We start from the raw sequence: 26,359 nt of genomic DNA, 5'->3' as shown, positions 1-26,359 counted from the left end.
GCGCAAACTGCAGAGGAGAATTATCTAAAGATATAGGTCTTTCTTTCTTCATTATTAATATATGAGTACGCCCAAATTGCACATAACTCCTATTGTCTGAATTTCGTGATAATTCAAAAAAGCAAAAAAATAATATTCTGCCAGGACTTATCGTGAATTTCACCAATACTTGCTTTATGCAAAAATAATCTCAAAAAAAAATACCATATATATAAGGAATTAACCTGTTAACCGTCAATTTCTGAAAATCATGTCACTTTTTGCGGTAAAAATCAAACTTTCTACCATAAACCAAATTGCGTAATAATTCCTAGACGGGATAACTAAGCCAATAACCTCTGTTTGATAGCCGTCCGTCCAGCCAAAACAGTATTTTCTTCCTTAGCCGTGTCCTCACTTTTGTAGTACTGTAAAAAAATTCCACTCTCCTGTTTCCCGTCCGCCGTCACCCCAACATCCCGCCTGTTAATCCTGTCAAAATTATTCTTTCTGTCTTTCTACGTCCTCCGTGTCACTTTTGCTTGAAACGATACTTATTTCTTTAAGATTCCTCACAAAGCTCACGGGAGCCCACAGAAAAAGAATTATTCTTCTCTTCCTCTGTGTGCCCTGTGCGCTCTGTGTGAAACAATATTCTTTTTTAAATTTCACACAGAGCCCGCAAAGTACACAGAGCAATAAATCATATTCTCTTCCTCCGTGTGCCCTGTGTCTCCAAACGCGTAAACCTCCCCTCACCCCAATTACCCTGTTTTTTAAAAGGGATTATATCGTGCGTCCCCGTTCCCTGAATCCGTCCCGGGTCTGCCCCCGGCGCCGCCGAAACAGGCTGCCGGAAGCCCTGTCAGCAAAAAAAGCTTCAAAAAAACCTTTTTCACATTATAACTTGTTTTAAAAAAAATACAATATCAATGCCGTCAAAAACTATTTCAAATCCGGGGAGAAAATACGCAGAACCATACCGGGAGATTGTGAACTCGCCGGGTTCACAATCTCTTGTCTACAAGAAAAATGTATTTTCTGTGGCGCCGCTTTTATACGTATAAAAGCCATTACTTAATTATGGCCCTATCTGTGCCTATCCGGCGTTCATCCGTAGTTTCCATAAAAACCAAAGACAGGCCGCTTCGCTTGCCCGCATGAGTGCTGATGCCGGGACCCCGGGTGAAACCGGCGGGAATACTGTGGCAAGACTTTTTTTCATCCGGCAAGCACCATATAGATATCCATGTAATTCGTTCCCGTCGGCCCGGTGACAACGAGGTTCCCCGTCTGCCTGAAATAATTATACGAATCATTGGTGCGCAGGTAGTCCTCTGCTTCGATTCCCGTTTTCCTTCCCGCATCCAGTGTTTCTCCGGTGCAGAAGGCGCCGGCCGCACCGGTGGGGCCGTCCGTGCCGTCCGTTCCCGCGCAGAAAACAAGCACATCGGTGAGCCCCGCGATCCCGCTGACGGCGGCAAGGCAGCACTCCTGGTTTCTCCCCCCCCTTCCGTTTCCCTTCAGGGTCACCGTCGTCTCCCCGCCTGCAAGGATGCATGCGGGCGGGGGAACGGGGCGTCCGTGTTCGCGGATCTCGCGGGCGATTTCGGAAAGAAAAAGCCCGAGTTCCCTTGCTTCGCCCCTTATCGATGAGGTGAGTATGAGGGTGTGAAAACCGAGCGCTTCCGCCTTTTTTTTCGCCGCTTCCAGGATAATCAGGTTCGAACCGATGACGTTCGTGAAAACCCGGCTGAAAGCATGATGTCCCGTCCCCGGTGTTTCAGGCCGCTTCCCCGCACGGCCCTCCTCGATATACGACAGAACCGTCCGGGGAACCTTCCGTATCAGGCCGAATTTTTCGAGAATGCTCCGGGCATCGGAAAAGGTCGTGTCGTCCGGGACAAACGGTCCTGAAGCGATCGTATCCGGTCTGTTACCCCGCACATCGGAAAGGAGGAGATTGCAGACGGCTGCGGGGTACGCTGCCTCAGCGAGTTGTCCTCCCTTGATGAGGGATATGTGTTTGCGTACGGTATTTATTTCATCGATCTCGGCACCGCTTGCCAGAAGCAGTTCCGTTGTCCGTGATTTTTCTTCAAGGCTTATGTCCCCGGCGGGAAGGGGAAGGAGGGCGGAACCCCCGCCCGAAATGAGCGAGACGACCAGCTCGTTTTTTTTCGCGCCGCTCAAAAGGGCGCGGATTTTCTTCGCCGCTTCGTGCCCGGCCGGATCGGGGCAGGGGTGGCCGGCTTCCAGTACGTCGAGCGGCGGGAGTTTTTTCCCCTGTCCGTATGTTACCGAAATGACGCCGCAGAGCGGTACGGCGGTTCCATCCAGAAGACGGAGTACCGCTTCCGCCATCCCGATCGTTGCCTTTCCGGCGCCGACCAGGATAATACGGCTGAATGAGGAGAGGTCGAAGCACGTCTTCGTTCCTTTTAATCGAAGGGTTCCTTTATCGAGGGTGAGATGTTCTTCGATGCAGCGGTCGGGCTGCGCGGCGGAAAGAGCATCGTCGAATATTTTCCCGGCTTTCCGGGCCAGACTCATATCATCCCTCCGTGTAACGCCCGCGTGAATGGCGGAAACACCGGTCGATACGCGGGCAGTATGAAGCGGCATCATCCGATGAATCCATCATGACAGAAAAGGGTCACAAAGGCAAGGGTGTCCCCGACCGGCCCGGCGGAAACGCCTTGACGCCGGGAAAATTCTTTTTTCCGTTTATAAAAGTAAAAAAAAACCGATATTTTTTGCTACATTCATCTTTTTTTTTATTATATTGAAGGAGAGAGGAGTGCTCATGACATTGACCGAAATAAAGAAAAAGGCGAAAGAACTCGGTATCAAAGTGACCGATCTCAGCAAAGAGGATCTCATAAGGACCATTCAGATATACGAGGGTAATTATCCCTGTTTCGGTACCGCATCCGGGTATTGCGACCGCTGGGATTGCTGTTGGCGGGAAGATTGTCTGAAAAAGTAAAAAAAACCTTCTTTATCGAAAGCCTCGGTTGCGCGAAAAACCAGGTCGATTCGGAAGTAATGATCGCCGCACTAACCGGAGGCGGCTGGGAATATGTGCGGGATCCGGACCGGGCCGGCGTGATTATCGTCAACACCTGCGGCTTTATCAGGGAAGCCAAGGAAGAATCGATCGAGACCGCGATCGCGTTAAGGATCAACTATCCCGATGCGATTATCGTCATGGCCGGTTGTCTCACGCAGCGCTACAGGGAAAGCCTTCAAAAAGAACTCCCTGAAATTGACGCCTTCTGCGGTAACCGCAATCCTGAAGCCATCTCAGGGCTTTTAGCCGGTATTGTCAGGGCCGATGTACGCGCTCCCGGGGAATCGGCGGTTCCGGCCCGCCCCGGCAGAACGATATTTCTTTCATATCCCGGCTCCGCGTATGTCAAAATCGCCGACGGGTGCGACAATTGCTGCTCCTATTGTTCGATACCGATCATCAGGGGCGGTCTTGAAAGCAGGAACGTCGGGGAGGTCACGGATGAAGTGAAACAGCTTATCCGGCGGGGCATTATCGAAGTGAATGTTATCGCCCAGGACGTCGGGTCGTTCGGAGGTGACCGGGGGCATCGGGAGCTTCCGGCGCTGCTTCGTTCACTCGCGTCTATCAGGGATGAGTTCCGGCTGCGGCTGCTTTACATTCATCCCGACAATTTTCCTATGGACATCCTCGATATTATCCGGGACGATCCAAGGTTCCTTCCCTATTTCGATATTCCTTTTCAGCACGCGTCGGGCAGGATACTCACCGCCATGGGGCGGCGGGGAACCGGCGGGGGATATCTCCGGCTTCTCGACAGGATACGGAAGGCGCTTCCCGACGCGGTCGTCCGCTCCACGTTTCTTCTAGGCTTTCCGGGGGAAAACGAAGAAGACTTCGCTTCACTTCTCGAATTTCAGGCGCGCGCGGAAATCAACTGGCTCGGCTGTTTTACCTATTCGCGTGAAGAGGGGACGAAAGCGGCCGGCATGCGGCCCCGGGTAAAGAAATCCGTCGCCTTGAAGAGAAAAAAGGAGATTGAATCGAGACAGATACCGATAACGGAACGGTGGCTCGATCGAAGTATCGGGAGGCGCGTCGAGGTCCTCATCGAAGAACCCGTTGCCGGTGAAGATCTCGCGATCGGCCGTTCGTATATGCAGGCACCGGAAGTGGACGGACTTGTCGTGGTCCGCGGTGGAAACCGGATTCCCGGGCGTATGGAACGGGTTCGACTGATACGGAGAAACGGCGTGGACCTCGAAGGAATCCCGGATGAAACGGGATAGTCCCATCCCCGTTACGGCAGGGCGTTTTCCTCTTGAAACGTGATGCTCAAGCCGGCGAATTTCTTTTTGAGTGTAAAGGCGCGGGTCCGGCCGTCATCCGGTGATGCGCCGCCCTCAACCAGCCCGACCCCATTTTTTTCAAGATAAAAGGCGGTCCGCTTCAGGTTCCGGGTGGAAACGATAATGTCGTCCGCCGCGCTTTCATGAGGACCGGCAATACCGATGATATTGTCCAGGCTCACGGTCCCGCCGGCCGTTTCGACGGGAAGGATGGTATCGAATATTGCCGCCGCTGCTTCGGTATCGCCGCCGGTACCGGCAAGGCGAACGGACGAAATCCTGCACCCGAGCATTGTGCGGATTGCCGTTCGAACGATCGCCGTTATCTTCTCCGATCCGCCGGAAGCGAAAAGGCGTTCGGGGGCGATCCAGCTTCCCCCGCAGGCGATCACCCGCTCGTATGAAAAATATGATGAAAGATTCGCATTGGTGATGCCCCCGGTCGGAACGAACAATACATCGGGAAAAGGGGCGGCCATTGATTTGAGAAGCTCGACACCGCCAGAGGCCTCTGCGGGAAAAAACTTCAACACCCGAATCCCGTCGGCACACGCCTGATCGATCTGTGTGGGAGAATTGATGCCGGGAACGACGGGGATACCAGCCTCCCGGCAACAGGCGACGACCTCCGGATTATATCCCGGCGTGAGGATAAAGCGCGCGCCGGCCGCGATTACCTTTTCGACTTGTTCCGCCGTCAGCACGGTTCCGGCGCCGACCAGCACCCCGGGAAACTCTTCACAGGCTATCCGGATCGCGTCTTCGGCCTGGGGCGTACGAAAGGTGATTTCGATCAGCCCGAGACCCGCCGCGATGAGCGCCCGTAAAAGCGGACGTACGTCGTCTTTATTTTTTATCGTGACAATCGGGATCAGACCGAAACCCCTGATCTGTTCGAGTACCTCGTGCATACCGTTTCCCTTTATAGAATAGGTGTATAGTAGCGGGAAGGCGATTTTGCGTCAAGGGAGTGAACCTTCTCTGCGATCGAATCGTTTGTTCGCCCGTACCGCTTTATCCCGGATGGTTGTTCATGACGGAAGGAGGGGCCGGATGATTGCCGAAACGTGAGGTTGCGTCATTCATCCCCGTCGATATCGGGATAGAGTTTTTTCCTGCATTCGGGACAGATGCTGTGGGTAAAGTCGGCCTCGGAATGACTGCATATGTAGTTTTCGAACGGTTTCCACGCACCGCTTTCATCCCTTATTTTTTTACAGGATGAACAAATGGGGAGAAGACCGGTCAATATCTTGATTTTCTCGTGCGCGTTCAATAAATCGCTTTCAAGCCGGTGTGAGTTCGTAATGATAAGAAACACGATAATGAAAATCATGCTTGAAATCATCAGGATAAAACTGAGTTGCTGAATAAAACCGGCTTGCATGAAATCCGTGATCTGTCCTTCTATAAGGAGGGTGAGAACGGCCCGTATGATGTGCCAGCCCCCGATGAGTCCGAAAGATACAATAAGATAATAATGTTTGCCTGGAAGAACGGCCGGCAGTTTCGATATAATTATGTAAATGCTTCGCAGGCAGACCAAAAAGATGGCCAGAGAGATAATGATGATCCTCATGGTAACATTCGGGGAGTTGAATGTATAGATCCAGAACGTTCCCGTAATGAAAATGAGAATGGCCGCATCCAGCCATCGGCGCTGTGTCTTCATTGAAAAACGGAGAAGTCCTTTTGAAGCAAAAAGGAAAAATGAAGCGATGCAGAGGTTCGCGACGATAACCGTGACGATATCGGGGAGAATGTGGCGCATACTCAGGAGAATCATCCCCGCGCTGTTGAGAAAGGAACCGATTGTCCATTCGACGAACCCCGGATACACCTTTCGCATGATGACAAGATAGAACATGGTTACCGAAAGGCTGACCGCCACGATTCCCGTGATGATCGATAATGTTCGAATATCCAGATACTTATCCATTATACTATTGTATATTATATACAAAATACTGAAAAATGCGAGTAAAATATTTATGGACGATTCTAAAAACCTGCACAGCAGGTTTTTAGAGGTGCCCTTATTTGGAACAAACCGGAGATCGACCGATGTTCCTGTTGCATTATTTTCACCGTCGATGTATCATGCCTCAATCGAAGCATGAAAAACGGCGTACCCCAACCAATACAATCGATTCCACCTTCCGTTTGCAGGAATATCGGGTATCTCTTTACCGATATCGACGATACGATCACCGACCGCGGTTTGCTCGTCCCCGCCTCCTACGGCATGCTCTGGGTGCTGCACGAGGCGGGGATCGGGGTCGTTCCGGTCACGGGACGGCCCGCCGGGTGGTGCGACCATATCGCGAGGATGTGGCCCGTGAAAGGGATTATCGGGGAAAACGGGGCCTTCTACTTTACCTATGACAGAAAGAAGAAAAAGATGAAGCGGGTATATCTTCTTTCTGAAGAGGAACGGCTTTCCGGACGGGAAAAACTCGAGGCCATACGCTCCCGTGTATTGCGGGAAATTCCGCGGGCGCGGATAGCTGCCGACCAGGAATACCGTTTGACGGATCTGGCAATCGATTTTTGCGAGGATGTGGTGCCCCCCCTCACAAAAAACGAAATCGAGGGTATCTGTTCCGTGATTTCTGAAGAAGGGGCGGCGTACAAGATTTCGAGTATCCATATCAATTGCTGGTACGGCTTATTCGACAAGGTGGCTTGTGTGAAACGCTTTTTGCAGGATACCGAAGGGGACTCTATTGAAGGCCTCAGGGAAACAATCGCCTATACGGGGGATTCGCCGAATGACGAGCCCCTTTTCAAAGAGATACGGACATCGATCGGTGTCGCCAATATCTCCCGGTTTTTGCCGGATTTGCACTACCTGCCCGCATATATAACCGAACACGAATCGGCTTTGGGATTCTGCGAAGCGATGCGGATCATTCTCCGCAAGAGGGTGGAAGGTGAATCCGGAGAGGTCATAGTATCGGGCGAAAAATAACGCTATAGGCTTGATCTTAACGGCAACTTTCTTTAATATCGAGTGAGTATTTTAAGATAAAATGCAGCATCACAGAAAATAAAAAAGGAGGGATATCAGTATGAGTATGATCGATGTCATTGTCGCGCGTGAGATTCTGGATTCAAGGGGAAACCCGACCGTCGAGGTCGAGGTCGAACTCGAGGACGGGTCTTACGGAAGCGCCGCGGTACCGTCAGGAGCATCGACCGGTGAACACGAGGCGGTCGAATTGAGGGACGGCGACAAGGGAAGGTTTATGGGAAAAGGAGTGACAAAAGCGGTCAATAATGTGAATGAAATCATCGCGGAGGAGATATGCGGACTCGACGCCCTGGACCAGGTACAGGTGGACAGAACGATGATCGCGCTCGACGGAACGGAGAACAAGAGCAAACTCGGGGCCAACGCGATCCTCGGCGTTTCGTTGGCCGTTGCGCGGGCCGCGGCGAATTATCTCGAACTGCCCCTTTTCAAATATCTCGGCTCGTATCACGCATCTCTTTTACCCGTACCCATGGCAAATATCATCAACGGGGGCGCGCATGCCGATAATTCCGTGGATTTCCAGGAGTTCATGGTGATGCCGGTGGGTGCAACGTCGATCCGGGAAGCCGTTCGAACCATCTCCGAGATTTTTCATAATCTCAAGGCGGTACTCAAAGGCAAGGGATACAATACCTCTGTCGGTGACGAGGGCGGTTTTGCGCCGAATCTCAAGTCGAACGATGAAGCAATCGACGTGATTCTTGAAAGTATCGGCAAGGCGGGATACAAGGCGGGGGAGAATGTTTTCATCGCGCTCGATCCGGCGGCAAGCGAGTTCTACGACAAGGGCAAGAAAAAATATGTGTTCAAGAAATCCGATAAACGGGAACTCTCTTCACAGGAAATGGCCGATTACTGGGCATCCTGGGTCGACAAATATCCCATCATTTCGATAGAAGACGGGATGGCGGAAGACGACTGGGAAGGCTGGAAATATATGACGGATATACTCGGGAAAAAGATCCAGCTTGTCGGTGACGACATTTTCGTGACCAATACGAAGCGGCTTAAAACCGGTATCGAGAAGGGTATCGCGAACTCGATTCTTATCAAGGTGAATCAGATCGGCACGTTGACGGAAACCTTTGAAGCGGTTGAAATGGCCAAGAAAGCCGGCTACACCGCCGTAGTCTCCCACAGAAGCGGCGAAACCGAAGATTCCTTTATCGCTGATCTTGTCGTGGCCCTTGAAACGGGCCAGATCAAGACAGGATCGATGTCGAGGTCGGACAGAATCGCCAAATACAACCAGTTGATGAGAATCGAAGATATGCTCGAGGGGTATTCGACCTATGCGGGAAAGGATACCTTTTACTCGATCGGGAAATAATAACCGGACGACAGGCCGTGGTGTCCGGAAAGTCGAATGGTATCGGAATAGATCCGGTCTATGGTGATCGCGGGCAGTGATGTCTGCCCGCGGGGCAGTGATATCTGCCTTCGGGGCAGTGATATCTGCCGAAACGAGATCCTTTTTTCTGAAAAACGGCTTTCCGGGCGCCCCTTTTTTTTCACTTTTCATTGAAACCCTTGCTTGCGGGTCCAAAAATCATATAATTAAAAAATATAAAGGTTTTCGCTGATTGAAAGCCGGCCGATATGACCGGGGTGAACGGAATATATTTTCTCAGACTGTCCCGTTTTGTTCTATCCGGATGATCCGGCCTTGTTTCCTGTTTATTTTACTTCAGCTAACGGGAATATCAAAGATTGAGAAGGAGGTATTACATGAAATTCAGTGTTTTATCGGGATTAATACTGATACTGGCGGCTTCAGCCGTGTGCGGCGCTGTTCAGAAGGAAATTGAAGAGGGGGATGCGCTTCATGATTCTTTTCGCTACCAGGAGGAATACGATCTGCTTTCGATGGTTATCGGCAAGGCGGCGACGAATAAAGAAAAGGCGGAGATTTTCTGGCGGCTTTCGCGCGCCATTCTCTATCTTGGCGATGCCGCCGAAGACAGGGGCGAAGATAAAAAGGATATTCTTGCCTTTTTCGAGAAGGGAGAAGAATACGCGGAAAAAGCGATCGAAGCTGATCCGAACAGCCACTTCGCCTATTACTGGAAGTCGGCAAATATAGGCAGATGGGGACAGGTGAAGGGCATTATGGATTCCCTTTTCAAGGCGGATCCCATGAAAAAACTCCTTGTCAAGGCGATATCCATCGATGACGAACACGCCGATTCCTTTTTCGTACTCGGAGAACTCTATGACGAACTGCCGGGCTGGCCGATTTCTTTTGGAAATCCCGACTACGCCGTATCGCTTGGAAGAAAGGCTGTCTTTCTTCATGAGAAGGATCTTGCAGAGGGAAGGGAGAAGAAAAAAAAGCAGAGTTTTTATATAAAATGTGCGAAGCATTTATACAAGAGAAACTGGAGTGCGGACAAACGGAATAAAAACCGGGAAAAAAAGAAAAATAACTATGAAAAGGAATCGGATGTATTGAAGAAAAACTTCTATTTTGAGGGAACCCGCTCGCTTAAAAACATGACGGACAGGGAAGAAGCCCGATTCTTGATCGATACGGCGATCAGGGAACTCGAAGCGATCAAGAAGCGGGATAAAACGGAGAACGACGATCTGAAAGATGCAATCGAATTCCGTGACGGCTGGGGAAAATGAGGCGGCCGGTAATGCGAAAAGTACTTAGCTTCATTTTTACTTCCTTTATCCTGTGTTTTTTCCTTTTTTCATCATGTGCCGGGTATAAAGAACAGACAATCGAACGTGCCGTTCCCCCTCCCGATGCGCCCTACAGAAATCCCGGTAATCCGGTTTCCGAACGTATCGAAGATCTTCTTTCCAGAATGACCCTGGAAGAAAAAATCGGGCAGATGACCCAGATCGACAAGGATTATCTTGTATCGGAGAAAGATATCGCCGGTTATTGTCTGGGTTCGCTCTTGAGCGGGGGCGGTTCGCAGCCGAAAACAACCGACCCCGAAGCCTGGGCGGACATGTATGACAGGTATCAGCAGATGGCGCTCGAATCGAGGCTCAATATTCCGATTATATACGGCATCGATGCCATTCACGGAAACGCAAAGGTATGGGGCGCGGTAGTATTTCCCCATAATATAGGGATGGGGTGCATGAGGAATCCCGGACTGGTCGAAGAGGCCGCCCGGATTACCGCGGAAGAAGTGGCAGCCACCGGTATCGACTGGACCTTTTCTCCCTGTATCGCCGTCCCTCGGGACGAACGGTGGGGAAGAACCTATGAGGGATTCGGCGAAACAAGCGAACTCGCGGAAATCATGGGCGCCGCCGCGGTGGCCGGTTATCAGGGCGATTCCCTCCTCAGGCACGAAACCATCCTCGCGTGCGCGAAACATTATTGCGGCGACGGCGGGACGGAGAACGGAAAAGATCAGGGGGATACGGTTTGTGACGAGGCGGCCCTCAGAAAGATTCATCTTCCCGGCTACATAAAGGCGGTGGAGGGGGGTGTCGGTTCGATCATGGTATCCTTTTCGAGCTGGAACGGCGAGAAGCTGCACGGCCACACATACCTGCTCACCGATGTGCTGAAAGAGGAAATCGGTTTTTCCGGTATACTCGTCTCCGACTGGAAGGCGATCGAACAGCTTCCCGGTTCGTATTATGATAATGTGACTACCGCGGTTAACGCGGGACTCGACATGATTATGGTGCCCGACGATTACAGGCGGTTTATTTCCACGCTGAAAAACTCAGTCGAAAAAGGGGCGGTCGAACTGTCACGAATCGATGACGCGGTCGAACGTATTCTCAGGGTAAAGTTTGAACTCGGACTTTTCGAACATCCCCTCACAAAGAGGGAACTCCTCGAGTCCGTCGGTTCGGCGTCACACCGGGAGATTGCCCGGGAATGTGTCCGCCAATCGCTCGTCCTTCTCAAAAACTCGAGCGAAGTTTTGCCGTTGAAAAAGAACCTCCGGCATATCCATGTCGCGGGCCGGAACGCGGACGATCTCGGCGCTCAGTGCGGGGGCTGGACCATGGGGTGGCAGGGAAGAGGGGGGAATATAACGAAAGGGACGACGATTCTTCAGGCAGTCAGGGATACGGTATCGTCGGGAACAAAGGTGACCTATTCAAAAAACGGAAATGGCGCGGAGGGCGCCGATGTGGGAATCATCGTGATTGGCGAGGAGCCGTACGCGGAGTTCAAGGGTGACCGCAGCGATCTCGGTATAGCCGATGCGGACATCAAAGCCATTCGCGCCACGAAAGGCGCCGGAATTCCCGTTGTCGTTGTATTGATTTCCGGCAGACCGATGATCATTACACCGTCCCTTGAATCCTGGGACGCTTTCATCGCCGCCTGGCTCCCGGGTACCGAGGGGCAGGGTGTCGCTGACGTGATCTTCGGGGATTATAATCCCACGGGTAAGCTCTCCCATACCTGGCCCCGATCCATGGACCAGATTCCGATTAATGAAGGAGATACCGGGACCGACCCGCTTTTTCCGTATGGATTCGGATTGAGTTACCGATAAAGGCCCTCTTTCGTTTCTCGATGTTCTACGGGATAGTGATGGCGGGCGACGTGGATCGACGGTCTTTTACCTGTTTTCATTCCCTATTTGGGCGGCGATGGTGATTCTCGTCTCTTCCGGGGCGTATTCGCGCAGCTTGAACCTGGTGATAAGCTCGTATAATTCATTCACGACCATATTGTTTTTTTTCGAAATGTCCGTGACCTCGCGCACTTTCTCCTTTACCGTGATATTGCTCCGGATGAGGATCTCCACCGCGTCTTTCATGGTCAGGGAGTAATTCATGAGTTCGGCCATCCTGTTTTTAATCTCGTCGTTTAATCGCGATTGATTTTCGATGAACTCACCGAGCTCTTCCGTTATCTTGAGCAGTTGGGAAAATGAACTGTTGATGTCGTGTGCTCCCGCGGACTGCTGCGACATGGCGCTCGAAATCTCGGTCACAAGCTGTGTTGATTTCATCATTCCTTCCGTGATCTCGACAAGCGATCCCCCCGATTTCTGGGAAAGCGATACACCCGTCGTTATCATCCGGGTCATCTGTTCGATCGTGTCGAGGATTTCATTCGCACTCGTCGCCGAAAGTTCGGCAAGTTTTCTCACCTCATCCGCGACAACGGCGAATCCCTTGCCGAACTCTCCGGCATGGGCGGCTTCAATGGCGGCGTTCATGGCGAGAATATTCGTCTGGTCCGCGATCGTCCCGATCACCTCGATCGCGTCTTTCACCTTGTCGGAAAATCTGGCCACGTCATTGATCGCCTCGATGGTATCGGATACCGAATCATTGCCCTCTTCCGATGCCTCTTCGAGTTCCTTTGTAATCTTCATCGATTCCTCGGTAAGACGATAAACGGAGGTGATACTCTCCGTCATTTCCACGATCGACGCCGAATTTTCTTCCATCGATCCCATCTGTTCCGTTATCCTGTTTCCGATCATCTTTATCGACGAGAGGGTTTCGGTGAGTTTATCGTCCGTCGTCCGGGTCACCGAAAGCTGTTTGGAAATGGCGCCCTGCACATTGTCGATCTCCCCGATCATTCCGCTCACGACATTTCCCGCCTCACCGAGTGAGATATTGAGATCTTCCGTCGAACCCCGTACCCGGAAAATCGCGTCCCTGATGCGATTGAAGAGTTCGGAGAGTACTTCGATCAGCCTGTTGATATGGCCGGTCGTTCTCCCGATTTCGTCGTACCTGAGGATATGGAGGCGCGAACCAAGGTCGCTTTCCCCGGCGGAAAGTTCCCGGAGCCGGTCGTTGATCTCGTTGATCCGTGAATCGAACTCGCCGAACATGATCCATGAGGAGCCCAGCACGATAATGAACAACCCGATACCGGTGATAAGGGAAATCGTGGTAAAATCCGTGGTTTTATCGGTACGTAAATCCGGCCCGATTTTTTCAAAGATTTCCTGCTTTGAGGCGTTGCTTTCAAACAGCGCGGCAACCTCTCGTTTAAACGTGGTTTCCTCGTTGATCTTGTTGAACGCGGGGAGCGCGACAAAAGAAAAGATATAGATGATGATACTCGCGGTAAAGAGAAGAAGCCGCGCTTTCAGCCCGAGATCCCTTTCATTCGTGATCGAATAGATTTCGAGGAGTTTTTTGGGTTTGTTGAGGATGACTTCGACGATCGCGATCTCGACAAAGGCGCCGGTGATCGCCGTGATGATATTGGTGATCACATTGAAGAAAAAACACCGCATGCCGAAATCCGTACCGGCGAGCGGCAAATAGAGGACAAAGAGGAGGAGGATGACGCTTGTCGTATAGCAGGCAATGTTGATTGTAAAAAGCCCGATGGTGACCCGTCGGGATATACGTTTTGCCTTTTTGAAAAGTTCGGGCTCAACCGGTTCGCCTTTAGCGGCCAGGTTGTAGAAGTCCTGGAAGGGTTTCAGAATGGAGTAAAACAGGACAAATCCGATTATTGCAAAAGAGATCATGAAGATTGTGCCGATAAACTGGTAACTTGTATCAACGTCTTTTGGCAGGCCGATAAGGAATTCGCCGAGCCGTGTTTTGAATACGGCAAAAATCAGCGTTACGGTAATACCAACCGCAAGACATTGCAGTCTCACCTTGTTTCTGGATATATAATTTTCTTTCATAGACGTTACTCCCGCTCCTGCTGTAAAGCCGGCTTAATCAAATGAAAATAGGTCTTCTCCTTAAACTATAATCGTTATCCGTAATAATTCAATAAGCAACGTTTTTTTTTTCGAATCGATGAGCGGAAAACCTTCATGGAGGCGTTATATGAGGTTCTGCGGATTACGGGAAGGGATGATTTCTTAAAATAGACGTATCGGGCGTGTTTTTAAAAAAAGGAGGCGTCCGGTTGTATCGCGTCGATATTTAAAAATCGCTTACAGTTCGGTGACGATCTGTTTCAGGGGATGTCTTCCCCGGTTCGGGGGATCATCCAGCGAATAGCCGAATGGGATGATGGCAACGGGCCGGTAGTGTTCCCGCTCGATACCGACCGCCTCGTAGAGGGCGTCTTCCGAAAAAGCGCCGATCCAGCAGCTTCCGATTCCCTGCGCCCTCGCGGCGAGAAGCATATGTTCGATCGCGGCGGCCGTATCCTGAATGGCGTAGAGTTCGATCCCCCGCTTGCCGTATCCGTTTGTCGCGCGTTTTTTATTAATAGCTGCAATAACGACAAGTGGCGCCTGAACGATAAAGTGCTGTCCGAATGCCGCTTCGGCGATTTTCTGCTTTTTTTGCAGGTCTTTGACGATAAAAAAGTGCCATGTCTGATTGTTTCCCGCACTCGGAGCGAGTCTTGCCGCTTCGAGGATAAGCTGTTCCTTCACATGAGGAATATGCCGATCCGCCTCGAAATTTCGTGTACTTTTTCTTTCTCGCATGAGTTCCAAAAGACTTCTGATATCCATAGTTGCCCCTTTACAAAGTAACCTTCTTTAACAACGTAAAAAAATCAGGGAAGGTAATCCCGACCGATTCCGTGGTATCGACTGTCGTTTTACCTTCCGCGCCCAATCCTGCAATTGTCAATGCCATGACGATACGGTGGTCCGAATGGCCGCAAACGGATGCTCCCTTTAATGGGCTTTTTTGTATAATGAGTCCGTCCGGACGTTCTTCGACGGAAGCGCCCATTTTTTTCAATTCTCCGTACATGACGCTTATCCTGTCCGTTTCCTTGAGCCGGGCCTGTTCTACATTATAAAGCCGCGTCGTCCCTTCGGCGAAGCACGCGGTCACCGAAAGGGCCGGCAATGAATCCGGAATACTGTTTAAATCAAACTCTCCGCCTTTAAGCGCCCCCCCTTCGATAACAAGGCTTTTTTCATGACGGCTGACCCGGCAACCCATCTGTTGTAGTATTTCCACGACCTGCTTGTCTCCCTGGGAATCATCCATGTCCAGCCCTAAAAGCGTCAGCTTCGAACCGGTGATTGCCGCGGCACAGAGGAAAAAAGTGGCGGACGAGAAATCGGCGGGGATAATTTTTTTAAAAGGCTTATAGTGCTGTCCTCCCTTTATAAAGACCTTTTTATAGTTTTCATGAGAAAAGACGATACCCTGTTCCTTGAGCCAGTTCATGGTCATTGTCACATACGGTACTTCATTCAGTTGCGTGACATCGATCTCCGTATCTCCCTCCGCAAGCGGACAGTTGATGAGAAGACTGGTCAGATATTGGGATGTCGGGCATTGGATCGAGGTTTTTCCTCCGTTGAGGACCCCTTTGACGGCGATCGGGGCGCAGCCGTTACCGCGTGTGGAGAAGGCCATCGCGCCGCAATCCCCGAGTGAGGCAAGCAACGGGGTTGCCGGCCTCGATCGTATTTGACCGTCTCCGGTAAATATCGTCCATCCGTCACAGAGCGCGGCCATCCCGAGCGCGATGTACAGGGTGGTTCCCGAATTCCTCACATCGACGACATTATCCGGTGTCGCAAGGGCGCGGCCCCTGCCGCGGACGATCCATTCGGTCTCACGAAGGTCGATGCCGGCACCAAAAAGCCTGCATGCCTCGACGCACGCCCGCGTGTCTCCCGAATCAAGAGGGGACTGAATAACGGAAGTTCCATCTGCCATAGTTGCGATGACAAGCGCCCGAATGGTATGGGATTTTGAAGCGGGAATGATCAGTTCACCTGCGAGTTTTGCTTTTTCTACCGTAATGTTCATAAATTCCGTTACTCTTTATGGATGAATATACAAAAAGATTCAAAGAGAGTCAAATTGTAATTTTTTCATGCAGATTGATTTACTTTGTACCGCCATACTGGTATATTGAAACCGATGACGATACCAATGGCCGTAAAGCCCGCGGGGAAACACTGATATGCATCTGAAAAAGATTACCCTCAATGCCGGACAATATCCGACGCACCGGCATTTTCCTTTCAATCTCGAGATTCTCAATAAAACGGGGTCAATCGATTTCACGACACCGGTGACGTTTTTTGTCGGGGAAAACGGTACCGGGAAGTCGACGCTTCTGGAGGCGATCACCTACCGTTGCGGAATCTATATTTGGCGGGGCGTTGAAAGGGCGCGGTGTACGAACAATCCCTATGAACAGATGCTTTACCGTTATGTGGAGCATGAATGGTCGGACGGGCCGGTCCCCGGTTCCTTTTTTGCGTCGAGCATTTTCAACAATTTCGCCCGTATTCTGGATGAATGGGCTTCCTCCGATCCGGGCGTCCTTGATTATTTCGGCGGGGAATCACTTCTCACCAAATCTCACGGGCAATCGTTTATGGCATTTTTCCGGTCGCGATACACGGTGAAGGGGTTATATCTGCTCGATGAACCGGAAACGGCCCTTTCACCGAGATCCCAACTCTCGCTTCTTGATATTCTCTGTAAAATGACCGACCACGGGCACGCTCAATTTATCATCGCAACTCACTCCCCCATCCTTTTAGCGTGCAAAGGCGCCACAATTTACAGTTTCGACCGCATTCCCGTAAAACAGATCGCATATGAAGAAACGGATCATTTCAGGGTTTACAAGGAGTTTATGGCGGATCCTAAAAAGATGCTGGAAGATTGACCTGCCCTGTTCGGCCTGGAAAAGGTTGCTTTCGCAATGCTACGGTCGCTATATCCGTATCCGGTATCGATACTTGGTTGAAGGTGCCGAACAGTTCCCGGGTACAATCTTGCTGATAAGGAAAAGCCGGCATACTCAGAGGATTTTCGATAAAAATTCCGCAGAAAATCTGGTTACCCTGTTTTTCCCCTTTTCCTTTGAATAGTAGAGTGCCTTGTCCGCATATTCGAAAAGGGTACGGTCTGATCTATCCGTATCATCGGGAAAAACCGCAATACCGCCGCTTATTGTCAATTTCTGCCTGAACTTCTGCTGTTCGACGGTTTCCCTTATTTTTTCAGAACGAAAATAGGCGCCTTCGCTTCCTGTCTGCGGAAGAATGATGGCAAACTCTTCGCCGCCGTAACGGCAGGGGATATCCGTAATCCGCACTGATTCCAGGATGATTTGTGAAATTTTCTGCAGTACGTGATTCCCTTCGATATGACCGAACTTGTCGTTGTATATTTTAAAATCGTCGATATCCATGATAACGAGACTGAACGGGTGATCGTATCGCCTGGCTCTGGAAAACTCCTTTTCGAGTTCGTTTTCATAATGTCTGAAATTAAAAAGTCCCGTTAATTCGTCTTTTACGATTAATTGATTGAGGTTTCGAAATATCTTGTCCTCGATGATCCGCGGTTCGGAAGCCTGGGTGATGGAATTGATGTTTCTGATAAGATAATCGAGGAATGAAACTCTGAAGTCAAATGACGTATTCATCGCGGCTTCGAGCCTCATCTTGTTCTTTACGACATTTTCCAGAAAGTCTTTTGCCCGTTTGTTGTCGATCTCCAACTGGGAATACTCGAAGAAAATTTTTGAATAGATCATCCCCTCATTGATCTTGATAAACTCCTCGAATTCCTTTTTTTCCTGCCGTGAAATATGATCTTCTTTTTTCTCGAGGAAATAGCGGACGAGTTTATTATACTGTCGCATGGTCATAACTTACTTATATCAAAAAAAAAATGTTTGTAAAACATCTTTTATATCAATTATAGTTAAAGTATACAGCCGTTTTTTTGGTTGTCGTTCGATCGTGAGATATCCCGATCGGAAAAGGTAACATGAAACGTCCTGAGAGAACGGTTATTGTTCGCTTTAACGTCTATAAATGAATGAAATATGGCGAAAAACGACAAGAATAGGTTGACAATAAGGATACTCGTCGATTGGGTTGTCAGCCCATATCAGAATACGATCCTGCGCGGTGTTGCGGATTGTGCCTTGAGAAACGACGTCAATCTCATCTGTTATCACGGAGGAAGTATCCATTCCAGCCGCAAATATGAGGAAATACGGAATATCCTGTACGACCTGGCATACAGCGATATACTCGACGGCCTTATTATCCTTGCCGCTCCCATTTCCCGTTATGTCGACAACGGAACCATAGGGAGATTTTGCGAACGGTTCCGCCCCATACCCCTTATAACGATTTCACATGTGCTGGATTCCCTGCCTTCTCTCAGTGTCGATAATGAAAGCGGCATGAGGGACCTGGTGAATCACCTTGTCGACGTTCATCATTACAAACACTTCGCGTTTATCAAGGGAGCGGAGCATATCCCGGATGCGAACGAACGTTTTGAATGTTTTCGCAATCTACTGAAGGAAAAGGGTATACGGCTTCAGGAATCGATGATCGTGAACGGTGATTTCACCTCCTCTTCCGGAATCAGGGCGGTGGATTATCTATTCAACGATACGAATCACAAGTTCGACGTTATTGTTGCGGCAAACGATAATATGGCTTTCGGTGTTCTGGATGCACTGACGGCACGGGGAATACGGGTCCCGGATGAGATGGCGGTGACGGGTTTCGATAATCTCAATCTGTCCAGATATTGCAGCCCCCCGCTTACCACGGTAAAGCAGCCGCTCTATGAACAGGGATGGACCGCTGTCGAATTATTGATCGGACATATGAAAGGCGGAGAGCTTTCGGGCAGAATGGTTGTTCCGTCCTCGCTGATCGTGCGGGAATCGTGCGGCTGTGTCACCGCTTCGTTTCCCGCATATTCGCAAAAGGGAAAAGAGGGAAAGGAAAAAGGCAATAAAACGATCGAGCGAAAGCGGGAAATTATCGATGCAGTCATCGAAAAGACCGAAGGACTGTTTAAACGACGGTTCTCGATCGACGAAAAAGGACTTCTGAAAGACATTTGTCTGGATTTTCTGGAAAGCATAAAATCCTGTGACATCGACGGGTTTATGCGAAAGTTCGATTTAATGATCAAAAACATACAGATTCTCGGGGGCGACATTTTCGTATTGCAGCAGCTTGTCGACGGACTTAAAGACAAGCTGCTTAAGGTACTCAACCACCATGAATCGCTTTTATGTACGGAGGAATTGGGCTACAGGGCGTATGTCCTGGTCTCTGAAAGAATGCTTCAGGAGGAAAAATACCGGCACAGCGGATTGCTTGTTGAAAACCAGCGATTCAACTCGCTTCGTGAGGATTTGCATATGATGCTGGAAAAGGAAAAGCAGATTGAAGAGCTTAAAAAAAGATTACCCGAACTCGGTATCAGTGAGTGTTATCTTTCTTTTTTTTCCGACCGGCAAAACCTTATAGAAGGCGAAGCCCGTCTTCTTCTTGCATATGATGAAAAAGGCCCTGTGTTAACGGTCGAGAAAGAGAAACCGTTTCCGGCCAAAAAGCTCGTGCCCGAAACCATGCCGTTCTGGGGTAAAAGGTTTGCCGTGATTGTCGAAGTCCTCAATGAAATCGGGTTTATCGTTTATGAACTCAATATAGAGATGGCGCAGATTTACGGATTTCTGAGTGACAATATCAGCAGTGCTTTGCAGACATCATTGCTCGTTAATGAGGTCGAGAATCAGAAAAACAACCTGAGCGAGCATCTCATAAAATTACGAAAAGCCATGAGCGGATTCATCCAGACCATGGCCCAAACCGTTGAAGTGAGGGATCCTTACACATTCGGCCATTTACACAAGGTTTCCGATCTTGCCAGAACGATTGCCCAGGAATTGAAACTCGATTCAAACAAAGTGGAATCGATACGAATGGCGGGTCTTGTCCACGACCTGGGGAAAATATATGTTCCATCGGAAGTGCTTAACCGGCCGGGAAAACTCGATGATATCGAGTTCATGATGATCAAGAAGCATCCGCAGGTCGGTTACGATATATTGAAGACAATCGATTTTCCATGGCCGATCGCGGATATCGTGTACGAACATCATGAAAAACTCGACGGTTCGGGATATCCGAGGGGACTGAAGGGCGATGAAATCTCCATAGAAGCGCGGATAATGACTGTCGCGGATGTGGTCGAAGCCATGTCGTCCCACCGGCCGTATCGGGAAGCCCTGGGGATTGACGCCGCCCTCGATGAGATAGACCGGTTCAAAGGAATTCTCTACGATCCGGACGTCGTCGATGCCTGTATACGGTTGTTCAGGGAGAAGGGATATACCTGGACGACCTAGCCGGCAACCGCGCCATATCAGGTGCGTCCGGCGTTATACCGGCGGAAGAGAGACAACTCACCCCCGGCTTTTCCTTTTTTCCATCTTCTTTATAAACGACCTTCGTTCGCAATAGGGGAGTTTTCCCCGATTTTTATGGTATGTGATACATTCCTCACACCGGCCATGACGCGGGCATTTTTTTTTCGGGCACGGGCATGCCTGGAGACCGTATGGGTACTTCACCCTTTTTGCTTCTGCCTGTCCGCGAGAAGCCGGCCGCCGACGCCGACATTCTCCGGAGCGTTCTCCTTTATGATGACAACGAAGGCGTCGCGGTGCAGTCCGTACGCCTTTTCCAATGCATCGGTCACCTCAACAACAAGGCGGCGTTTTGTCTCGGTATCGGAAATCTCAGGGCCGTCAATCGTTACGTTTGGCATTTTGGTCACTCCTTTGATATTGTCTTTATCGATCACCGGGATATACAGAATCGGTCTATTCATATTGTCGCTAAAACCGTAATGTGTCAATCGTCTGATAACGGCACCGGATATAACGTCTTCTTTGTATACAGTCCGTGCGGGGAAACCTTGACTAAAACGATTCATCCGTGTCTGTCCCGGACGGGCCGGCTGGTGCCGGGCTTTCTTCTTATTTGTGCGCGACAGCACACATCCCTCAATAAACGGCAAGCTTGACTCATTTATTTCGACATACTATCATCGTTAGTGTTTTGAAAGGGGAAAAGAGACTCATTCCGGATGATGAAGCGTATAGGGAATATCTGGTTGAGGAACATATCGATTTGTTTATGGAATAATTACGGAACGTGCGCCGTCAGACGAATGCGTTTTATTGATTAATATCGGCAAATCACCTCCTTCGAAGCTGACATTTTTATTGAGTTATATGGAGAATCGAGCAATGAAGACACAGCTTTTTTATTTTTCGGGGACCGGCAATTCGTTATATGTTGCACGGGAATTGGAGAAGATGATTCCACGTTCCGTCCTCGTCCCCATGGTCGGGGCGCTTGATGCCGGATGTCCCGGCACGGAAGCGCCGAACGTCGGTTTTGTTTTTCCCTGTCACGGTATGACGATCCCGTCTGTGGTACGGGAATTCCTGAAAAAGACGGATATGACATCCTCCTCATATTTTTTCGCGATCGCCACGCGGGGCGGGTCGATTTTCCGGGGGTTTCCGCTTATCGATACGTTACTGAAAAAACAGGGAAAACGCCTCAAAGCGCGGTTTGTAATAACCATGGGGATGAACGACCCGAAATTGAGCGCATTTACCGTACCGGCCGGGGAGGAATTAGCAGCGTTCGAATCATCCGTCCGCCGGAAATCAAAGGAGGTTGCCGAAATCGTTCTGCATAAAAAAGATCATGCGGAAGACTCAGGCGGCGTTAAGATCACCGGTTGCGCGCCCCTCAACTTTTTCCTCGACCGTCTGATTCCCTTTATGGTGCATTTTTTATCGGCGAAGGTGAAAAAATATTTTTATGCCGATTCGAAATGCGACGGCTGCGGGATCTGCGCAAAGGTATGCCCGTCTCAAAAGATCGTCATGCGGGACGGGAAGCCGGTGTGGCAAAAGCGTATCGGCTGTTATGTCTGTTACGCCTGCCTCAATTTCTGTCCGCGGGAAGCGGTGCAGATTTATTCGAAAGTGTGGATGAAATCCTATACGCAGGAAAAGGGGCGTTATCCGCACCCGTACGCATCGGTGAACGACATCGCGAAACAGAGAAAAATGTAACGACAAGGATATATCGATATGATTCCTCCATCGAAGGAAAACAGATGTGTAAAAAAGGAAGGCCCTGAGGACTCCTCCGGGCCTTCCTGTGTCATCCCGTCACGGTGACGGTGGAAACGGCATTGTCGGGTTGGCGGGGCGTGAGCCTTCGGGGGGGGGCGTGGCGGACGGTGAAAGGAGATACGACGCGACTTTCTGGCGGCGCGAAGTTATGTGATTGAGAAGCTCCGTCAGCGCCTGATCGAACTCCGATGCCCCGTTCGTCAGGTAGGTATATCCGTTTCTTTCCCCTTCCGCTCCGACGACATAGGGTCTGATAAGATTGTGCAGCCGGTTGATTTTGTTCTTTACCGCCGTTTCATTGAAACAGCCGTCCAGCGCGGCCGCCATTTCCTGGTGGTAGAGATCGCGGTAAACCTGATCGTCCATCAGAAAAGTAATCAGCGGCCAGTTGGTCGAAACCTCGTCGAGTGAAAGACTGGGGATCGGGATGTTTATATTAAACGGGTTGCTTTCCGAAAGTGAAAGGTTGAAGTCCCACGGAATCCATTTGAGCCGTCCGTTGTCGTCGAGGTCCTGATAGAGGTAATAATTTTTCGTGACCCATCCGTATGTATCCCAATTGACGATCGACGTATTGACGGCGAGCCATCTCATAAATAAGTGCGTGTCGAATGTCGCTTCGAGCCCGGCCCGCCATGACGCCGCATTGTTCCGCGGGGCGTTGAGAGAATCGATCATCGACCGGATGTCGCTGAAATCGGCCTCATCCTCATTCGTTTTCTTCGTGAATGCGGTTTCCGTGAATGTTCTGAAGTCCCCGCCCTGCCCGTCGGATTTGTAGAGATTACCGTCGGGGTTCGTGAACTGCGTCTCGAGGAGGAGGTCGGACGGGTCCTCGAACATCGTATAGAGTCCCCAATAATTGAGTCCGCTGCCGGTGTCGACGTAGATCCGCCAGTACGAACCGCGCGCGGTCGGGGTTCCGCCGTCGCGGAGAATATCCGCGCAGACCTTGTCGCGCAGTAATGACGAATCGAACCAGTTGTTGGAAACGAGAAGCTCCTTGAATCCGTAGAACCGCTGGTCGTCTATTTCCGGATAATCGTCCTCCAGTTTGTCGAAATTTATATGGAAGGGATACTTGTGTTTTCCTTCCTGTTTTGGTATGAACAGCGTGGACTGTCCCTTGTAACGGACGCCGACATGCCACCAGGTGAGTCCGTTGAAATTGATCGTGGCGGGCACATACACCGGATTTTCCGTGCTCATGATGTTGAGCGTGTCCAGGTTTCTTTCCATGGTCTCGAAATCGGCGGGGCTTATCGTGATATCCATCCTGTTCACGCTGTCTTCCGGGAATACCGTTTCGTAATCCCCGTCCGCGCTTTTATGATGGGTGTCCTCCGTCCAGCCCGCGGGCCTCCCCACCATGACGCGGTTCTTTTTGTCGTCCGAAAGGCCGCTGTCGTCGGTGACCGTGAGTACGACATTGTAGTCGTCGATTTCGATGAAGGCGTGCGAGACCCTCACCCCGTCGGCCTCCGTACCGTCTTTGAAATCCCAATGGTAGGAAACGATCGTACCGTCGGGGTCAGACGAGCCGGATCCGTCGAATTGGACGATTTCGTTCAATCCGGGGGTGACATTCGAGATAGTGAATGAGGCTTTCGGCTCGCTTCCGCCGGACGGCGGTTCCGTCGGGCCGCCTGCGGGAAACTCGGTGATGAGTCCCACGTAGTACCTGGCGATAAGCAGGGCGTCGACGATATTGATAGTGCCGTTTCCGTCGACGTCCGCGTATGCCGGATTGAATCCCGCCGGATTGAGCCCGACATAATACTGAGCGACGATTAAAGCATCAACGATATTGATCGTTCCGCTGCCGTCCACGTCTCCCAGCATCTGGGCATATGAGGTCAATCCGCATAAAAAAAACAAAAAGAAAAAGAGTGGTGCTGTTTTTGTTATCTTTTTTTTTGTTAACAGGCTTGATTTCAATTTCCTATTCTCCTCTCGTGAATTTTCTCAATTATACATTGCCTTTGTTCATTGTGCAATCATGGACACACAATGTACACATTTGCCGTGTATGGTTGTATTTTCTTGCGCCGGGTGGTTTCCGCCGTATCCGGACAATTTATGTATCACGTTCGCACGGATTCGGATGCCGGCATATCCCCCTAAAACCGCGCCAATGATCGTTTGCATTCGGCATTCGCTTGAATTATAATCCGTGTATAACGGTTTGATGTGAAAAAAAGGAGTCGAGTGGTTTTGGTCAAAGGAGCACCGCATCATTTTTTGAAAACTGTTTCCAATCCGGCCGCCCTTTTTTCCGTGAAAGGTATCCTTGTAACAATGAATGAGGGGTTCAAGGCCCTGTTCGGTGTCACGGATCCGGCACTTCTGGAAAATAACTTTAACATTCTTAAGGATGCCCCCTGGAAAAACGAGACCGAAATCACGGAAAAGCTGAAACGTTTGTTTCGCGGAGAGACAGTCTGTGTCCGCCGGGTTAAGACCCCCCTGTCCGTGTGTGACAAACGGTTCGGCCTGAAAAAAACGGACGACATTGTTCTTTCGATAACCGCGTTTCCCGTTCTCCCCGAAAAGGGAGGAATATCATATGTCGTTTTTGTTTTTAACGATATAAGCGACATACATGAAAAACAGACACTTATTGAAGAGAGCGAGAAACGCTACAGGTCCCTGATGGAAGCCCTGCCGGACTTGTTGTTCTGTGTGGCGCCCGACCAGACGGTACTTTTTGTCAATAATTATTCTGCGAAAATGTTCAGTGCCACACCGGAACAGATTCTCGGGAAAAAACTTTCCGAACTCTTTTCCCCGCAAGTATTCGAACGGATGTGGGAGCGAATCGAAACGGTGTTCAGGACCGGAGAGGGGCTGCATACCGAAAACCGGTCGGATTTTTTGGGGACGTTTGTCTGGCTGGACACATGGCTCGTTCCTCTCTTCGACAAACAGGGGAAGACCTACGCGATTATGGGTGTGTCCCGCGATATTACGGAAAAGGTGCAATACCGTGACGAATTGGAAAAAACCCGCAATCTTGAATCGCTTGGTATCCTCGCTGGGGGAATTGCCCATGATTTCAATAATATTCTCGCTGCGATCCAGTGCAATCTGTCCCTCCTTCTCCGGGAATGCGCTTCCTGCAGTGAAAAGTATCCGCTTTTGGAACAGACCTGTAAAGCGGCGGAGGGGGCAAAGCGCCTGACCGAGCAATTACTCACCTTTTCAAAAGGCGGCGCGCCGGTCAAGGAGGAGTCACCGATCGGTGAACTCATCAAGGATTCGACCGGTTTTGTCGCGCATGGCTCGAACGTCCGGTTCGAATATAACATCGAAGATGATATCTGGCCGTGTGAGGTCGATGCCGGACAGATCAGTCAGGTATTGCAAAATCTGGCGATCAACGCTCTCCAGGCCATGCCCGGCGGCGGCGTGGTGTCGGTAAGCGCCAAAAATGCCGTTTTAGAAAACGGCCATCCGTCAGGGAAAAAGGGCCGTTTTTTATGTGTTTCATTGCGCGATCGGGGGACAGGTATTCCCGAGGAATATCTCGAAAAGGTTTTTATTCCCTTTTTTACGACGAAAACGACCGGGAACGGACTGGGGCTTTCCATCTGTTATTCCATAATCAAGCGGCACGGCGGATTTATCAGTCTGGAATCGAAAGAGGGGGAAGGAACGACGGTTCATTTTTTTCTGCCCGCCGGCGTCGGGAGTGTCCCGGAAAAAAAGGAAGAACTCGATGCGTCTGCCGGTATCGAAAAAAAAGGAAAACGAATTCTCGTGATCGATGATGAAGCAATGGTCCGTATGGCAATGGAAAACAGCCTGGGTTATCTGGGATGTGAACCGGTCGTTGCGCGTAACGGCGATGAAGGGATTGCGCTTTTTCAGGCATACCGTGAAAAAGAGAAGCCGTTTCACGCGGTAATTCTGGATTTGACCATACCGGGAAGCGGGGGCGGCAGTACCATTATCGGGGAGTTGAAAAAAATCGATCCGGAAATCAACGCAATCGTGACAAGCGGTTTTTCAAACAGCCCCGTCCTGGCTTCTCCGGGCTCCTATGGGTTCAAGGCGGTACTCAGGAAACCGTTTACCATCAAAGAGTTGGAAATGGCGCTTGATAAAGTGTTGTGTCGATAGGGGTTCCC

At 50.3% G+C, this 26,359-nt stretch carries 20 protein-coding genes; 10 read left to right on the top strand and 10 right to left on the bottom strand.

The genetic code is table 11. From position 1 onward, the window contains the following. Window positions 1–1,200: 1,200 nt before the first annotated feature. On the bottom strand, window positions 1,201–2,607 hold the full coding sequence (locus JW881_16300; protein ID MBN1699082.1) for a glycerate kinase: 1,407 nt from the start codon (window positions 2,605–2,607) through the stop codon (window positions 1,201–1,203). Between the two features lie 178 nt (window positions 2,608–2,785). Between JW881_16300 and JW881_16295 the strand changes: the two genes are divergently transcribed. Next, on the top strand, window positions 2,786–2,968 hold the full coding sequence (locus JW881_16295; protein MBN1699081.1) for a hypothetical protein: 183 nt from the start codon (window positions 2,786–2,788) through the stop codon (window positions 2,966–2,968). Between the two features lie 14 nt (window positions 2,969–2,982). Next, window positions 2,983–4,281, top strand: a complete 1,299-nt coding sequence (gene rimO / locus JW881_16290) for a 30S ribosomal protein S12 methylthiotransferase RimO (GenBank protein MBN1699080.1) — start codon at window positions 2,983–2,985, stop codon at window positions 4,279–4,281. An 11-nt stretch (window positions 4,282–4,292) separates the two neighbouring features. Here rimO and eda read toward each other — a convergent pair whose 3' ends face one another. Both eda and JW881_16280 read right to left on the bottom strand, forming a co-directional pair. Next, window positions 4,293–5,252 carry a bifunctional 4-hydroxy-2-oxoglutarate aldolase/2-dehydro-3-deoxy-phosphogluconate aldolase gene (gene eda, locus JW881_16285; protein ID MBN1699079.1) on the bottom strand — a complete coding sequence of 320 codons (960 nt, stop codon included), beginning with the start codon at window positions 5,250–5,252 and terminating at the stop codon, window positions 4,293–4,295. Window positions 5,253–5,419: 167 nt separating this feature from the next. Then, complete coding sequence (locus JW881_16280; protein MBN1699078.1) at window positions 5,420–6,280, bottom strand: hypothetical protein; 861 nt, start codon at window positions 6,278–6,280, stop codon at window positions 5,420–5,422. A gap of 177 nt (window positions 6,281–6,457) precedes the next feature. Between JW881_16280 and JW881_16275 the strand changes: the two genes are divergently transcribed. Both JW881_16275 and eno read left to right on the top strand, forming a co-directional pair. Beyond that, window positions 6,458–7,312, top strand: a complete 855-nt coding sequence (locus JW881_16275) for an HAD-IIB family hydrolase (protein MBN1699077.1) — start codon at window positions 6,458–6,460, stop codon at window positions 7,310–7,312. Window positions 7,313–7,412: 100 nt separating this feature from the next. After that, window positions 7,413–8,708: a phosphopyruvate hydratase gene (gene eno, locus JW881_16270; protein MBN1699076.1), complete on the top strand. Its 1,296-nt coding sequence runs from the start codon at window positions 7,413–7,415 to the stop codon at window positions 8,706–8,708. On the opposite strand, the gene JW881_16265 is transcribed toward eno, so the two are convergent. Next, the gene (locus tag JW881_16265) at window positions 8,690–8,893 is read right to left on the bottom strand and encodes a hypothetical protein (protein MBN1699075.1); all 204 of its coding nucleotides are present in this window, start codon (window positions 8,891–8,893) and stop codon (window positions 8,690–8,692) included. The genes eno and JW881_16265 overlap by 19 nt on opposite strands. A gap of 213 nt (window positions 8,894–9,106) precedes the next feature. Between JW881_16265 and JW881_16260 the strand changes: the two genes are divergently transcribed. Next, a complete protein-coding gene (locus JW881_16260; protein MBN1699074.1) occupies window positions 9,107–10,006 on the top strand; it encodes a hypothetical protein in 900 nt (299 codons plus the stop codon). A gap of 11 nt (window positions 10,007–10,017) precedes the next feature. Next, window positions 10,018–11,865 (top strand): glycoside hydrolase family 3 C-terminal domain-containing protein, encoded by a 1,848-nt coding sequence (locus tag JW881_16255; protein MBN1699073.1) that lies wholly within the window; start codon window positions 10,018–10,020, stop codon window positions 11,863–11,865. A gap of 66 nt (window positions 11,866–11,931) precedes the next feature. Here the strand turns inward: JW881_16255 and JW881_16250 are convergent, their stop codons facing one another. The 3 genes from JW881_16250 to aroA all read right to left on the bottom strand — a co-directional run bounded on the left by JW881_16250 (window position 11,932) and on the right by aroA (window position 16,036). Next, complete coding sequence (locus tag JW881_16250; protein ID MBN1699072.1) at window positions 11,932–13,983, bottom strand: hypothetical protein; 2,052 nt, start codon at window positions 13,981–13,983, stop codon at window positions 11,932–11,934. 258 nt (window positions 13,984–14,241) lie between these two features. Further along, window positions 14,242–14,772 (bottom strand): nitroreductase family protein, encoded by a 531-nt coding sequence (locus JW881_16245; protein MBN1699071.1) that lies wholly within the window; start codon window positions 14,770–14,772, stop codon window positions 14,242–14,244. 10 nt (window positions 14,773–14,782) lie between these two features. Further along, window positions 14,783–16,036 carry a 3-phosphoshikimate 1-carboxyvinyltransferase gene (aroA, locus tag JW881_16240; protein ID MBN1699070.1) on the bottom strand — a complete coding sequence of 418 codons (1,254 nt, stop codon included), beginning with the start codon at window positions 16,034–16,036 and terminating at the stop codon, window positions 14,783–14,785. 157 nt (window positions 16,037–16,193) lie between these two features. Between aroA and JW881_16235 the strand changes: the two genes are divergently transcribed. Beyond that, window positions 16,194–16,910 (top strand): AAA family ATPase, encoded by a 717-nt coding sequence (locus JW881_16235; GenBank protein ID MBN1699069.1) that lies wholly within the window; start codon window positions 16,194–16,196, stop codon window positions 16,908–16,910. A 135-nt stretch (window positions 16,911–17,045) separates the two neighbouring features. Here JW881_16235 and JW881_16230 read toward each other — a convergent pair whose 3' ends face one another. Further along, window positions 17,046–17,894, bottom strand: a complete 849-nt coding sequence (locus JW881_16230) for a GGDEF domain-containing protein (protein ID MBN1699068.1) — start codon at window positions 17,892–17,894, stop codon at window positions 17,046–17,048. A 186-nt stretch (window positions 17,895–18,080) separates the two neighbouring features. Between JW881_16230 and JW881_16225 the strand changes: the two genes are divergently transcribed. After that, the gene (locus JW881_16225; protein ID MBN1699067.1) at window positions 18,081–20,417 is read left to right on the top strand and encodes a substrate-binding domain-containing protein; all 2,337 of its coding nucleotides are present in this window, start codon (window positions 18,081–18,083) and stop codon (window positions 20,415–20,417) included. A gap of 221 nt (window positions 20,418–20,638) precedes the next feature. Here JW881_16225 and JW881_16220 read toward each other — a convergent pair whose 3' ends face one another. After that, complete coding sequence (locus tag JW881_16220; protein MBN1699066.1) at window positions 20,639–20,839, bottom strand: 4-oxalocrotonate tautomerase family protein; 201 nt, start codon at window positions 20,837–20,839, stop codon at window positions 20,639–20,641. A gap of 484 nt (window positions 20,840–21,323) precedes the next feature. Here JW881_16220 and JW881_16215 point away from each other — a divergent pair, with 484 nt between their 5' ends. Next, window positions 21,324–22,166 (top strand): EFR1 family ferrodoxin, encoded by an 843-nt coding sequence (locus tag JW881_16215; protein ID MBN1699065.1) that lies wholly within the window; start codon window positions 21,324–21,326, stop codon window positions 22,164–22,166. 99 nt (window positions 22,167–22,265) lie between these two features. Here JW881_16215 and JW881_16210 read toward each other — a convergent pair whose 3' ends face one another. Continuing rightward, complete coding sequence (locus JW881_16210; protein MBN1699064.1) at window positions 22,266–24,167, bottom strand: CotH kinase family protein; 1,902 nt, start codon at window positions 24,165–24,167, stop codon at window positions 22,266–22,268. Window positions 24,168–24,443: 276 nt separating this feature from the next. Between JW881_16210 and JW881_16205 the strand changes: the two genes are divergently transcribed. Beyond that, window positions 24,444–26,351: a PAS domain S-box protein gene (locus JW881_16205; GenBank protein ID MBN1699063.1), complete on the top strand. Its 1,908-nt coding sequence runs from the start codon at window positions 24,444–24,446 to the stop codon at window positions 26,349–26,351. Window positions 26,352–26,359 lie beyond the last annotated feature (8 nt).

The organism is Spirochaetales bacterium (assembly GCA_016930085.1).
Lineage (GTDB): Bacteria > Spirochaetota > Spirochaetia > SZUA-6 > JAFGRV01 > JAFGHO01.
The sequence above is the reverse complement of the archived record's forward strand: the minus strand, read 5'-3'. Positions and strand labels throughout refer to the sequence as shown.